Source organism: Lacinutrix algicola (assembly GCF_001418085.1).
Taxonomy (GTDB): domain Bacteria; phylum Bacteroidota; class Bacteroidia; order Flavobacteriales; family Flavobacteriaceae; genus Lacinutrix; species Lacinutrix algicola.
On record NZ_LIQH01000022.1, the window covers coordinates 1 to 13,983 of the forward strand.

10 protein-coding genes and 1 tRNA gene are annotated in these 13,983 nt (G+C 33.0%); 7 read left to right on the top strand and 4 right to left on the bottom strand.

Features of this window, described 5'->3' with window-relative positions; all coding sequences use genetic code 11:
• Positions 1 to 125 precede the first annotated feature (125 nt).
• Positions 126 to 2,630 (bottom strand): beta strand repeat-containing protein, encoded by a 2,505-nt coding sequence (locus tag ASC41_RS02545; protein WP_055435082.1) that lies wholly within the window; start codon positions 2,628 to 2,630, stop codon positions 126 to 128.
• A 170-nt stretch (positions 2,631 to 2,800) separates the two neighbouring features.
• On the opposite strand from ASC41_RS02545, the gene ASC41_RS02550 reads away from it, so the two are divergent.
• Positions 2,801 to 2,873 (top strand) — tRNA-Gly (locus ASC41_RS02550).
• Positions 2,874 to 3,029: 156 nt separating this feature from the next.
• Here the strand turns inward: ASC41_RS02550 and pepE are convergent.
• Complete coding sequence (pepE, locus tag ASC41_RS02555; RefSeq protein ID WP_055435083.1) at positions 3,030 to 3,737, bottom strand: dipeptidase PepE; 708 nt, start codon at positions 3,735 to 3,737, stop codon at positions 3,030 to 3,032.
• Positions 3,738 to 3,878: 141 nt separating this feature from the next.
• On the opposite strand from pepE, the gene ASC41_RS02560 reads away from it, so the two are divergent.
• The 6 genes from ASC41_RS02560 (at position 3,879) to ASC41_RS02585 (ending at position 12,117) form a co-directional block, all read left to right on the top strand.
• Positions 3,879 to 4,682: a hypothetical protein gene (locus tag ASC41_RS02560; protein ID WP_055435084.1), complete on the top strand. Its 804-nt coding sequence runs from the start codon at positions 3,879 to 3,881 to the stop codon at positions 4,680 to 4,682.
• The gene (locus ASC41_RS02565; RefSeq protein ID WP_055435085.1) at positions 4,666 to 5,457 is read left to right on the top strand and encodes a peptidase associated/transthyretin-like domain-containing protein; all 792 of its coding nucleotides are present in this window, start codon (positions 4,666 to 4,668) and stop codon (positions 5,455 to 5,457) included. The genes ASC41_RS02560 and ASC41_RS02565 overlap by 17 nt, the downstream gene beginning before the upstream one ends.
• Positions 5,458 to 5,517: 60 nt before the next feature.
• Positions 5,518 to 6,018 (top strand): DUF6702 family protein, encoded by a 501-nt coding sequence (locus ASC41_RS02570; protein ID WP_055435086.1) that lies wholly within the window; start codon positions 5,518 to 5,520, stop codon positions 6,016 to 6,018.
• Positions 6,019 to 6,082: 64 nt separating this feature from the next.
• Entirely contained in the window at positions 6,083 to 8,383 is a 2,301-nt protein-coding gene (locus ASC41_RS02575; RefSeq protein ID WP_055435087.1) for a M1 family metallopeptidase, read from the top strand.
• A gap of 247 nt (positions 8,384 to 8,630) precedes the next feature.
• Complete coding sequence (locus ASC41_RS02580) at positions 8,631 to 11,036, top strand: sodium-translocating pyrophosphatase (protein WP_055435088.1); 2,406 nt, start codon at positions 8,631 to 8,633, stop codon at positions 11,034 to 11,036.
• 73 nt (positions 11,037 to 11,109) lie between these two features.
• Positions 11,110 to 12,117 (top strand): App1 family protein, encoded by a 1,008-nt coding sequence (locus ASC41_RS02585; protein WP_055435089.1) that lies wholly within the window; start codon positions 11,110 to 11,112, stop codon positions 12,115 to 12,117.
• A gap of 328 nt (positions 12,118 to 12,445) precedes the next feature.
• On the opposite strand, the gene ASC41_RS02590 is transcribed toward ASC41_RS02585, so the two are convergent.
• Together ASC41_RS02590 and ASC41_RS02595 are read right to left on the bottom strand one after the other, a co-directional pair.
• The gene (locus tag ASC41_RS02590) at positions 12,446 to 13,060 is read right to left on the bottom strand and encodes a deoxynucleoside kinase (RefSeq protein ID WP_055435090.1); all 615 of its coding nucleotides are present in this window, start codon (positions 13,058 to 13,060) and stop codon (positions 12,446 to 12,448) included.
• Position 13,061: 1 nt separating this feature from the next.
• Positions 13,062 to 13,841, bottom strand: a complete 780-nt coding sequence (locus ASC41_RS02595) for a hypothetical protein (RefSeq protein ID WP_055435091.1) — start codon at positions 13,839 to 13,841, stop codon at positions 13,062 to 13,064.
• Positions 13,842 to 13,983: the final 142 nt, after the last annotated feature.

Below are 13,983 nucleotides of genomic sequence, written 5' to 3' on the forward strand. Positions count from 1 at the left end.
GTTTCTAAAGCATCAATATCATCAGCATTCTCTGTGATTTGAGTTTGAATAGCAGTATCATCAAAAGGAGTTACGCTTAAATTGATATTGTTATCAGCATCCTGTAACTACAGTTACAGAACTGTCTACGAACGAACGCTACTGTTTGTAATTTCGTTAGATGCATCTGTATCTTCATCAGCAGTAATATGATCTGCTATTGCAGTTTCATTGTTTGTAATTGCTGTGTTTTGAGTTGCTTGCTCCGCTTCTAAAGCAGCGATGTCTGTTTCGTTAGTTGTAATATTCGTTGTATTACCAGCTATCGCAGTATTTTGAGTTGTTTGTTCTGTTTCTAAAGCATCAATATCATCAGCATTCTCTGTGATTTGAGTTTGAATAGCAGTATCATCAAAAGGAGTTACGCTTAAATTGATATTGTTATCAGCATCTGTAACTACAGTTACAGAACTGTCTGAAGAAGCTACTGTTTGAATTTCGTTAGATGCATCTGTATCTTCATCAGCAGTAATATGATCTGCTATTGCAGTTTCATTATTTGTTATTGCTGTGTTTTGTGTTGCTTGCTCCGTTTCTAAAGCAGCGATGTCTGTTTCGTTAGTTGTAATATTCGTTGTATTACCAGCTATCGCAGTATTTTGAGTTGTTTGTTCTGTTTCTAAAGCATCAATATCATCAGCATTCTCTGTGATTTGAGTTTGAATAGCAGTATCATCAAAAGGAGTTACGCTTAAATTGATGTTATTGTTCGCGTCTGTAGTTACGTTTACAGAACTGTCTGAAGAAGCTACTGTTTGAATTTCGTTAGATGCATCTGTATCTTCATCAGCAGTAATATGATCTGCTATTGCAGTTTCATTGTTTGTAATTGCTGTGTTTTGAGTTGCTTGCTCCGTTTCTAAAGCAGCGATGTCTGTTTCGTTAGTTGTAATATTCGTTGTATTACCAGCTATCGCAGTATTTTGAGTTGTTTGTTCTGTTTCTAAAGCATCAATATCATCAGCATTCTCTGTGATTTGAGTTTGAATAGCAGTATCATCAAAAGGAGTTACGCTTAAATTGATATTGTTATCAGCATCTGTAACTACAGTTACAGAACTGTCTGAAGAAGCTACTGTTTGAATTTCGTTAGATGCATCTGTATCTTCATCAGCAGTAATATGATCTGCTATTGCAGTTTCATTATTTGTTATTGCTGTGTTTTGTGTTGCTTGCTCCGTTTCTAAAGCATCAATATCATCAGCATTCTCTGTGATTTGAGTTTGAATAGCAGTATCATCAAAAGGAGTTACGCTTAAATTGATGTTATTGTTAGCGTCTGTAGTTACGTTTACAGAACTGTCTGAAGAAGCTACTGTTTGAATTTCGTTAGTTGCGTCTGTATCTTCATCAGCAGTAATATGATCTGCTATTGCAGTTTCATTATTTGTTATTGCTGTGTTTTGTGTTGCTTGCTCCGTTTCTAAAGCAGCGATGTCTGTTGCGTTAGTTGTAATATTCGTTGTATTACCAGCTATCGCAGTATTTTGAGTTGTTTGTTCTGTTTCTAAAGCATCAATATCATCAGCATTTTCTGTGATTTGAGTTTGAATAGCAGTATCATCAAAAGGAGTTACGCTTAAATTGATGTTATTGTTCGCGTCTGTAGTTACGTTTACAGAACTGTCTGAAGAAGCTACTGTTTGAATTTCGTTAGATGCATCTGTATCTTCATCAGCAGTAATATGATCTGCTATTGCAGTTTCATTGTTTGTAATTGCTGTGTTTTGAGTTGCTTGCTCCGTTTCTAAAGCAGCGATGTCTGTTTCGTTAGTTGTAATATTCGTTGTATTACCAGCTATCGCAGTATTTTGAGTTGTTTGTTCTGTTTCTAAAGCATCAATATCATCAGCATTCTCTGTGATTTGAGTTTGAATAGCAGTATCATCAAAAGGAGTTACGCTTAAATTGATATTGTTATCAGCATCTGTAACTACAGTTACAGAACTGTCTGAAGAAGCTACTGTTTGAATTTCGTTAGATGCATCTGTATCTTCATCAGCAGTAATATGATCTGCTATTGCAGTTTCATTGTTTGTAATTGCTGTGTTTTGAGTTACTTGCTCCGTTTCTAAAGCAGCGATGTCTGTTGAGTTAGTAGCAACTTCTACAGATTCATCTAGTGTTGATAAATCGGTAGTTATAGTTCCTCCAGCATCAGTTGTTTCAAGGCTTGTTCCGTTAAGGATTACTGCAGTGTTAAGTTCGTTAGTGTTGTCTGAATCCGAATCGTTTAATGAGATAATAGTGTTGTTACCAGCTTCGTCAACATACGTAAAAGTGCCATCATTGTTTAATGTTATTGATGTTATAGTTTCATTTGCCATTACATCTACACATAGGCTATTCCATGTATTGTTATTGTATTGGAAAAGGCAATCTTCATCTGTGTTATAAGCAATGGCTCCTTCTAGAGGAGTGATGGCGTTCATTTGGGCAGAAGTTATTCTTGTAACAACTAGGGTTTTTGTTGTACTCTCTAATTCTAGGATAGAATTTTGATCTATAGTTTGTGGGTTTTCACCTATTTTAACTTGTGCGAATATACTTGTGCTAAGTAAGAGAGTAAATATCAGTAGGAACTTTTTCATTTATAAAGCTTTTTCCTCAAATATAATTTTGATTAGCTTTATTCTTACTGTAAAAGCCTGACAGTAGACAGGTTATCGATTAAGTGTGAATATATTCGATGAAATGCGTAAAAAAAATCAAGAATTATAATTGTTATTCCTAAATAAATACTATTTTTGCCATCGGAAATGCGAGAGTAGCTCAGTTGGTAGAGCGTCAGCCTTCCAAGCTGAATGTCGCCAGTTCGAACCTGGTCTCTCGCTCAAAAGCTTCATCTAATCGATGAAGCTTTTTTTTGTGCTTTGTTTTTAATGAATAAATAATTTAGTCGTTTTTCTTTTTGATTGAAAAAGGAATGCCTTCTAGAGTGGTTTCGGTAAGATATACTTGTAAAGAAGAAATGTTTGGAGGTTACTTCTTTATTTAAAATTATTTAAAGAAGTATTTGTTTCAATCTCGTAAGGTTCCTTTTCGTATTCGAAAATTCTAGCTTTCAAACTTCCTTTTAAAACAATATCCTTGCCTTTAATTTCTAGATAGCTTCCTTCTCGCAGTCCAATTACTGGTTGTGTGTTAAATTGGTGGAACTCTTTAATACGTGTTTCTCGAGTTTCTCCCATATGTTTACTTCCAATTATCGGGTCTAAGTAATGCGGATTGATATTAAAAGGTACAAAACCTAAGGTTTTAAAGCTTGGTGGATAAACAATTGGCATATCGTTAGTTGTATTCATGGTAAGTCCACAAATATTACTTCCCGCGCTTGTTCCTAAGTAAGGTGTTCCGTTATTAATAGCTTCTTTGATAGCGTTTAGGCATTTGTTTCTATAGAGTTCGCTAACTAAAACAAAAGTATTCCCACCACCAACATAAATACCTTTTGCTTGTTTTATTGCTTCAATTGGATCTTTGAATTCATGAATGCCTTTTACTTTTTTACCTATACTTTTAAAAGGCTTTTTAATTTTTTCAGTATATTCATTATGAGAAATTCCACCAGGTCTAGCGTAAGGAATAAAAAGTATGTCATCCGAGTCTTTAAAATGAATTTTTAATTCATCTAAAAGATAGTCTAATGGTTTTCCTCCAAAAACGGTTGATGTACTGGCAATAATTATACTTCTCATTATAGTTTATTTGTTGTAAATTTATATGACACTAATTTAACGATAAAATATAAAGAGTTCTCTTTTTAACAAAAGTTTAAAACTCTTTTAAAATTTAATTAAGAAATGAAAACCGTTATTTACATAACTAAACCAAGCCATATGAAACCATTATTATTTCTACTATTTTTTTCTTTAGCAACAGTGTCTATGTTCGCTCAAGATATTTCGCGAATTGAAGTTAAAGGTAAAATAATTGTAGATGTAGACGATGTCGAGAACATTACTGTCTATAATACAACTTCAAATAAAGGAACGGTTACAGATTCTATAGGGAATTTTGTAATTAAGGTTGCTTTAAATGATGAGATTCGTGTGTCTTCTGTTCAATTAATTCCTTTTACAACAAAAATAACAGAGCCAGTTATAGATACTAAAGTTTTAAAAATATATTTAAAAGAATATGTAAATACACTTGACGAAGTGGTTTTATTGCCATACGATTTAACAGGTGATCTTGCCACAGATGCCAAAAATGCTAAAGTATCTGATGCTATTGTTTTTGAATTTGGAAGTTTCGAGAATTTTGAAATGCCAGACGATTACCATTCTAAGGTAGATAATATAGCTATAGGAACTCAAAACGATCGTCAGCGATTTCAGGCAGACGGTATGGCAATTATAGGTTTGTTAAGTAATTGGATTTTTAAAAATAAGAATAAGAAAGCTAAGACAGATCCAAGATTGGAAACTCCAGTTTCTAGTGTTTCTTACGCCTTTAGCCCTTCATATTTTATAGAAAATTATAATATTCCAGGAGATAGAGTACAAGGTTTTATTGGTTTTATAGAAGAGTCTCATTTCGATGATACACTTTTAGAGCCTAAAAATGAATTAAAATTAATTGAATACTTATTTGAAAAAAGCAAAGTATTCTTAGCGACTAAAGATGACGGTAAAGAATAATATTTTTTATCTGATATTTTTAATTTCTTGTTTTAGTTTTTCTCAAAACACAATTTTAGTAGGTACTGTTGCAGGAGAAGAAAGTATTGATGGTATTCATGTTATAAATCGTTCTCAAAAAAAATATGCAACTACAAGCGATAAAGGTGAATTTATAATAGATGCAATTGTAAATGATACAGTCGTTTTTACATCGGTACAGTACAAATCTTTAATGCATATTGTAACAGTAGACAATATTACAAACAAAACGCTTAATGTTAACCTAGAGACTCAGGTGAACCAATTACCCGAAGCGTTAATAGGCTTCACGCTAACAGGAGATTTAAATAAAGATGTTTTAAATTCTGATGCGAAAAGATCAATAGATTTCTACGATGTTGGAATACCTGGTTATAAAGGAAAAAGGAAAACCAAAAGCCAGCGGTTATTAGCAGAAGCAGGAGAGTTTAAACCTGTAATGTTATTGGGGATTCTTGGCGGTTCAATCCCTTTAAATCCAATTTTAAATGGAATTTCAGGAAGGACTAAAGAACTTAAAAAGCGTGTTGACATTGAAAATAATACAAAATTAATGAATGCTTTAAAAAACAGATTGTCTGAAGTTTTTTTTAAAGAGAATGAATTAAAAGAAGAACTTAGAGCAGAGTTTTTTTATTTCTGTGCAGAGGATGATGCTTTCGAAAATAGATGTGCTTCTAATGATTTAGAAGCTTTAATTTTTTTGAAAGAAAAGTATGTTGTTTATAAAGAAAACCTTGCTTTAAAAGAATAACTAAAAACTTGGAATACTTTTTGTCTACTTTAAGTAATTTAGCAATCGAAATATATACACATGAAAATTTTTAAATCAATTTTAGTTTTAGCTCTAGTTGTATCATTAGCCTTTACTAGTGCACATAAATATTATGTAAGTATTACTAAAATTGAATACGTAAAAGAGCAGCAATCTGTACAGATTATTACAAGAATTTTTATAGACGATTTCGAGAGACTTCTTAAAGAGAGATTCGACGATAAAATAGTTTTAGATGTAAATACAGATGAAACACAAATAGATAGCTACATTAAAAAATATTTACTTTCTAGAATAAAAATAGATATTAACGGAGAGCAATCTGTTATAAAATTTATTGGTAAAGAATACGATGGAGATGTAGTGCAATGTTATTTAGAAATAGAAAAAGTAGTTAGCATTAAATCTTTTAGTATTAAAAATAGTGTGTTATATGATTTGTTTAGCGATCAAAAAAATATCGTGAGAACACATATAAATGGTAAGGATAAATCTTTTATTTTAATCCCTGAAAACGATAAAGGAATGTTAAACTTCTGAAAAAAGGAATGTTTAAATCTTAAAATTTGTTAAATTCATCCTCTATTCTGAAAATAACAAAAAAATGAACAATTTAAAGTACTTGGTGCTATCTGCACTTTTTGTTACTGTTGGCGTGTTTGCTCAGCAAGATCAAGAAAAAAAAGAGCCTCAACAAGGGCACGTTAATCAAAACAAATTCAAGCAACTTTACGAGGAGTTTTCTACTCCCAACATGTATCGTGCTGCATCTGGAGCTCCTGGTGTTGCTTATTATCAGCAACAGGCAGATTACAAGATGGATCTAGAATTAGACGATGTTAATGCTAAATTATCTGGTTTCGAAACGATTACTTATACTAATAATTCACCAGATGTACTTAAATATCTTTGGGTGCAATTAGATCAAAACATGAGAGCTAAAGATTCTAAAACGCCTTTAATTGAAGGTAGTGGAGTTAGACCTGCAGCTCAAATTTCTTCTTACGCTAACGATTACATGAGTGATGGTTTCGATGGTGGTTTTAATATAGAAGAAGTAAAAGGAACAAATGGTAAGCCTTTACAGCACATGATTAATCGTACAATGATGCGTGTAGATATGCCTAAGCCATTAGCTTCTGGAGAAAAATTTTCATTTTCAATTAAGTGGTGGTATAACATTAATGATCACGTTAATGGAAGAGGTCGTTCTGGGTACGAGTATTTTCCAGAAGACGATAATAGAGCGTATGTAATGGCACAATTCTATCCTAGAATGGCTGTTTATAATGATGTAGAAGGATGGCAAAACTCTCAGTTTTGGGGACGTGACGAATTTGCGTTACCATTCGGAAACTTTGAAGTGAATATAACAGTACCTGCAGATCATATTTTAGATGGTACAGGAAAGTTAACAAATAGAAAAGATGTATTTTCTAAAGATATGATGAAGCGTTACGAGAAAGCGAAGAAATCATACGATGAGCCAGTTGTAGTTGTTACTCAAGATGAAGTAGTTGAAAAACTAAAAACTAAATCTTCAAAAACAAAAACTTGGAAATTATATGCAGAGAACGTTAGAGATTTCGGTTTTGCAACTTCAAGACGTTACATTTGGGACATGATGTCTGTAAAAATTGGAAACAAAGATGTCATGGCTGTTTCTATGTATGGAAAAGAAGGAAACCCGTTATGGGAAGATTGGTCTACTAAGGCAGTTGCAAGTACATTAAAATCTTACTCACGTATGACTTTCGATTATCCTTATCATAAAGCTATTTCAGTACATGCTAAACAGCAAGGTATGGAATATCCAATGATTTGCTGGAATTATGGTCGTCCAGATAAAGATGGAAACTATAGTGATCGTGTTAAATTTGGAATGATGTCTGTAATTATTCATGAGGTTGGACATAACTTCTTCCCAATGATTGTAAACAGTGATGAGCGCCAGTGGACATGGATGGACGAAGGTTTAAATACTTTTGTGCAGTATGTTGCAGAGCAAGATTTTGGAAAATGGTACCCAGGAGCTTTATCTGAAGGGCAATCGGCATATCCTTCACGTCGTGGACCAGCAGCAAATATTACAAGATATATGGGAGGAGATCAAGATTTTATTGCTCCTATCATGACAAAAGGTTTAAATACTTACCAATTTGGAAACAATGCTTACGGTAAGCCAGGAACAGCATTAAATATTCTTCGTGAAACAGTAATGGGACCAGAATTGTTCGATTATGCATTTAGAGAATATGCGCAACGTTGGATGTTTAAACACCCAACACCAGAAGATTTTTTCCGTACTATGGAAGATGCTTCAGCATTCGATTTAGATTGGTACTGGAGAGGATGGTTTTATACAACAGATTATGTTGATATAGGAGTTAAAGATGTAAAAAAATACTATGTAACTACTAAGCCAAATACTGCAGGAGGAAATCTAGCTAAACGTTACGGAATAGATGAAAAAGATTTAGTCTATTTTGTAGAAGATGGAAGTGAAGAGCATACTGAAGGAATGAAAAGCGAAAGCATTTCTGATAATTCTACACCATTAAAAGAATACTTAATGGATAATTTTACTGCTGAAGAACGTGCGAAAATGGAAGAGCCTAAATTTTTCTATAACGTTACTTTCAATAAGCCAGGTGGATTGGTAATGCCAATTATAGTTGAGTATGCTTATGCAGATGGAACTAGTAAAACAGAAACATATCCAGCACAAATTTGGAGACTTAATGATAATGAAGTTAGCAAAGCTATTTCTTCAAGCAAAGAGATTGTTGGTATAACTGTAGATCCTAAATTAGAAACTGCAGATGTAGATACTTCTAATAATTCTTGGCCAAGAGAGGTTAAACAAGGAGAGTTTGATAAGTTTAAAAATAAGACGAAAAACTAAGTTGTAGTTTTAAGTTTAAAAAAGCCTATTCGAAAGAATAGGCTTTTTTTTTGTTTAAATATTTATTTTCAGATAGTTGTATGTTTTTAAGAGTTGATTGCTTCAAATCAGTTGAAAAAAGTGCATTAAAAAATAATTATTATTGAATATATGTATTTTTAGTTAAAAATGTGATTTTAATAAATCTAAGTGCTTTAATTTGAATTCATTACATTAGTGTTAGTAAAAATCAATCAAACTAAAAATTATGGATAAAATGATGATTTATTTGCCGATAGTGTTGGCAATATTAGGCTTAATCTATATGGCAATTAAGCAAAAGTGGGTAATGAAACAAGATGCGGGAGATGGAAAGATGAAAGAAATTTCAGATCACATCTACGAAGGAGCTTTAGCTTTTTTAAATGCAGAATATAGATTGCTTACGGTTTTTGTAATTATAGTAAGTGTATTGTTAGCTATAGTGTCATTTGTTGTACCTACAACACATTGGTTAATAGTTGTTGCATTTATATGTGGTGCAGTATTTTCTGCTTTTGCAGGAAATTTAGGGATGAAAATAGCAACAAAAACCAACGTAAGAACAACGCAGGCAGCAAGAACAAGTTTACCAAAAGCGTTAAATATTTCTTTTGGAGGTGGAACTGTAATGGGACTTGGAGTTGCTGGACTTGCGGTTTTAGGTTTAACGTTATTTTTTATAGCATTCTTTCAATTTTTTATGGGTGGTGTTTGGACAAATACAATGGATATGACTATTGTGCTTGAGACTCTAGCAGGTTTTTCTTTAGGAGCAGAGTCTATTGCTTTATTTGCACGTGTTGGTGGTGGGATATATACAAAGGCTGCAGATGTTGGAGCCGATTTAGTAGGTAAAGTAGAAGCTGGTATTCCTGAAGACGATCCTAGAAATCCGGCAACAATTGCCGATAACGTTGGAGATAATGTCGGAGATGTTGCAGGCATGGGAGCCGATTTATTTGGGTCTTACGTAGCAACGGTATTAGCGGCAATGGTTCTTGGTAATTATGTTATTAAAGATATGGGTGGAAATATTGGTGAAGCCTTTGGAGGAATTGGTCCTATCTTATTACCAATGTCTATTGCTGGTGTGGGAATAATTATTTCCATTATTGGTACTATGTTGGTAAAGATAAATAGTAATGAAGCTAAAGAGTCTCAAGTAATGGGAGCACTTAATAAAGGAAACTGGACGTCTATTATTCTAGTAGCTATTGCTTGTTTTGGTTTATGTAAATGGATGTTACCAGAAACTATGCAAATGAGTTTCTTTGGAGAGGGATTAATTGAGATTTCTTCAATGCGAGTATTTTATGCCACACTTGTAGGTTTAATTGTTGGAGCAGTTATTTCGGGTGTTACAGAATATTATACGGGATTAGGGAAAAAGCCAATATTAAAAATAGTACAACAATCGTCTACAGGAGCAGGAACAAATATTATAGCAGGTTTAGCAACAGGAATGATTTCTACATTCCCATCGGTCTTATTATTTGCTGGTGCAATATGGGCATCTTATGCCTTCGCAGGATTTTATGGAGTTGCGTTAGCAGCTTCTGCAATGATGGCTACAACAGCTATGCAATTAGCTATTGATGCTTTTGGACCGATAGCAGATAATGCAGGCGGTATTGCCGAAATGAGCGAACAAGAACCAATTGTAAGAGAGCGTACAGATATTTTAGATGCAGTTGGCAATACAACTGCGGCAACAGGAAAAGGTTTTGCAATTGCTTCGGCAGCATTAACATCTTTAGCTTTATTTGCTGCCTATGTAACCTTTACAGGAATCGATGGTATTAATATTTTTAAAGCGCCAGTTTTAGCAATGTTATTTGTTGGAGGAATGGTGCCAGTGGTGTTTTCTGCTTTAGCAATGAATGCAGTTGGAAAAGCGGCCATGGAAATGGTAGAAGAAGTAAGAAGACAATTTAAAGAGATTCCGGGAATTATGGAAGGTACAGGAAAGCCAGAATACGATAAGTGTGTTGCTATTTCTACAAAAGCATCTTTAAAAGAAATGATGTTACCAGGTTTATTAACTATTGGTTTTCCGTTAGTAATCGCTTTTGTTCCTATGATTTTTGGAATGAATAATATGGCTATAGCCGAAATGCTTGGTGGTTATATGGCTGGAGTTACAGTATCTGGAGTATTATGGGCAATCTTTCAAAATAATGCTGGTGGTGCTTGGGATAACGCCAAGAAATCTTTTGAAGCAGGAGTAGAGATTAATGGAGTGATGACGTTCAAAGGATCGGAAGCTCATAAAGCAGCCGTAACCGGTGATACTGTTGGAGATCCGTTTAAGGATACATCAGGCCCATCAATGAATATTTTAATTAAGTTAACCTGTTTAATAGGTTTAGTAATTGCTCCAATTTTAGGAGGACATACCGAAGACGGTATGGCAATGAATATTTCTAATGTTGAAATAGTGAATGAGCTTTCTGTAGGAACAGAGACTGATGGTACTTTAATAGAAGGAACGGCAAAATCTATAGTAACATCCACTGTGATTGAAAATGGAAAAATAAAAATAACTAAGAAAACTTTTGAAGGGAGTTTAGATAAGGTTAATACAGAAACAAAAGAGTATGCTGAATCTCTTAAAGCAAAGAATAGAAGCTAGAAAAAAAATATTGAAGCTGTAAATTTAAAGCTGCTAATTTGATTAGCAGTTTTTTTTGTGCTTAATTTGAAGTATGAGTTGGTTGAAAAAAGATCCGTTACAAATTATTGCATTCCAGAGTTATGGAACAGATACGCATTTCTATTTAAGAGGAAGAACCTTGCAAGACGAGTCTATAGATTTAGATCAACAAGGTTTTTTTAGGTTGTTAATTAATAGTTGGAAACGCCTTGAAAGTGACGAAGTAAAACATGTTGGTATTAATATAAAGTTGCCAAATGGAAAAATATTAAAAGCAGAAAGCGATGATCATGGTTATTTTAAGGTTGAAGCAACTTTAAAAGGTTTAAAAGATTTGGTTAATGTTGAAGGTTGGCTAGCCTGCGAAGTTTCATATAACAATACTAATATTAAAAGGAACATACAAAATAATAACAGTTTTCCTGCCGAAATTTTAATACCTTCTATTAAAACAGAATTTGGTGTAGCAAGTGATATTGATGATACTATTTTACATACAGGAGTCGTATCTACATTAAAATGGCGAGTATTGTATAATACTATATTTAAATCTGCAAAAATGCGTTTGCCTTTAGAAGGTACGGCGGAGTTTTATCATTTATTACATCGCGGAAAATCTGGTAAGAATGCAAATCCTATATTTTATGTAAGCCATAGTCCATGGAATTTGTATCGCTATTTAGAGTTGTTTTTAAGACAAAATAATTTTCCTAAAGGACCTATTTTATTGAGGAGTTTTAGTGACATGTTAAAGAAAAAGACTCCCAATAAAAAGCCACAGAAGCAAAAAGAAATTTTAAATTTACTTAAAACATATCCAGATTTGCCTTTTATTTTAATTGGTGATAGTGGTGAGCACGATGTAGATATTTATATTGAAATTGCTGCCCAGTTTCCAGATCGTATTAAAGCTATTTATTTACGTAGCGTAAAGCATAAAAAGAAAATACTACGTGTAAAAGGTTTGCTTGAGAGTTATAAAACAACACCGGCGTTATTGGTAGAGAGTAGTGCGCAGGCTATTGCTCATGCGCGTGAAAATGGATTTATAGAGCGCTAACTCATGGAAAGTACTACTATACTTTTAATTTACTGTGTTATCCAATTGTTCTATTCGTTTTATGGAATAACGAGGGCTTATAACTCGTATAAGCACTCTCCAGATTATACTTCAATTAGTGTTTTTTACAGTAAAATTGCAGGTATTATTCTTTCGGTTATCCTTTTGGTGTTATCCTTTACAGGAGTAATTTGAGTTTTTTTTGTTTTTTCCGAGTGAGACGTTAGCGATAGTAGCGGCATCCTTTTTTGTGTGCGCTTATGCGCAAAAAAGATATAGTGGATAGCGCGACCCTTGTGGTAACGCAAAAAAAAAACTAATTATTGATTTAAAATAAACCGTTTATCTCGGCGTCTATTTTATTGAGTATAAATCCTAGGTCTTCTGGATTGTCAACAAAATCAAGATTATCTACATCTATAATTAATAAGTTTCCTTTATCGTAACCTGTTATCCAAGCTTCATAACGCTCGTTAAGTCTGCTTAAATAATCAATACTAATAGAGTTTTCGTAATCACGTCCTCTTTTATGGATTTGAGAAACCAAATTAGAGATTGAGCTACGTAAATAAATTAATAAATCTGGACCTTGCACAAAGCTTTCCATAAGTTCGAAAAGTGAAGAGTAGTTCTCGAAATCACGATTAGTCATCAATCCCATAGCATGAAGGTTTGGTGCAAAAATATGCGCATCTTCATAAATAGTACGGTCTTGAATAATGTCTTTACCGCTTTCGCGAATTTGCCCTACTTGACGAAAACGACTGTTTAAAAAGTAAACTTGTAAATTAAAACTCCAGCGTTCCATCTGGTTATAGAAATCATCTAAATAAGGATTATCTACAACGTCTTCTAATTGTGCTTCCCAATTATAGTGTTTGGCAAGTAATTTTGTGAGCGTAGTTTTTCCAGCTCCAATGTTTCCGGCAATGGCAACGTGCATATTATTTTAATTTAAGTTGGTAGCGATAAAGCTCTTTATCGGTGTAAATATACACGATTTGATTGGTTACAAAAAACTGACTTATTAACAAATTTGTAATGTTAAGAGGTTTAGTTGTTTCTGTGTTTTTATCAATGTAGAATAGTGTATTGTCTTTTTTTAATATTATATTTTCGTTACTTTCTTTAATGTTTGTGTAACCTGTGTTTTGTGTTTTAGATATTAAGCTTCCAAAATAATTATACTCGTAAATGTAGTTTTTGGTCAATAGCCAACATGAATTATAGTTGCTAGCTATATCTAGTATGTTGCTTTCTGTTGGTAGTGTTTTGGCACGAATGGTTTTTGTTTTATAATCGTACAATTCCAATTGCATTAAATCTTGATTAAAAACCCAAATAGTGTTGTCACTTCCTGTAGAAATATGTGATACATTTTTGTATGGTTTAGTCTGGTTGAAGTCTATTTTATAAATCTCGGCTAAACGATTGTCTAATATTGTAACAGTATTAAATGCTTTGTAAAAAACATTTATTTTAAGAGGATTAAAGTTGCTTGCAGATGTAATTGTGCCTAAATGTACGTTGCTATACTTAAGTAATTTGTCTTCTTGCTTCTTTATTAAGGTGTTATTTAAGGTGTAGAAGGTAGTCCCAAAATTATCTATACCAATAACAGAGTCCGCATTAAAGTTGGTTTTACTTGTAAGTTCTGCCTTAATTTTATCTTGAGCAAAAGCAGAATAGGTAAGTATTAAAAATATATAAAGTAGCTTTTTCATTGAGAATTGAAAAGTACAAAAATTGAACCACTTTTTATAAGAAACCACAACTTAGAAATATTAGTGTTGTGGCAGTTAATTTTTTTAAGAAAGTTTTAACATATCCAGGTTAAACATTTTTTGTTTTTGATCGTCTAACAGT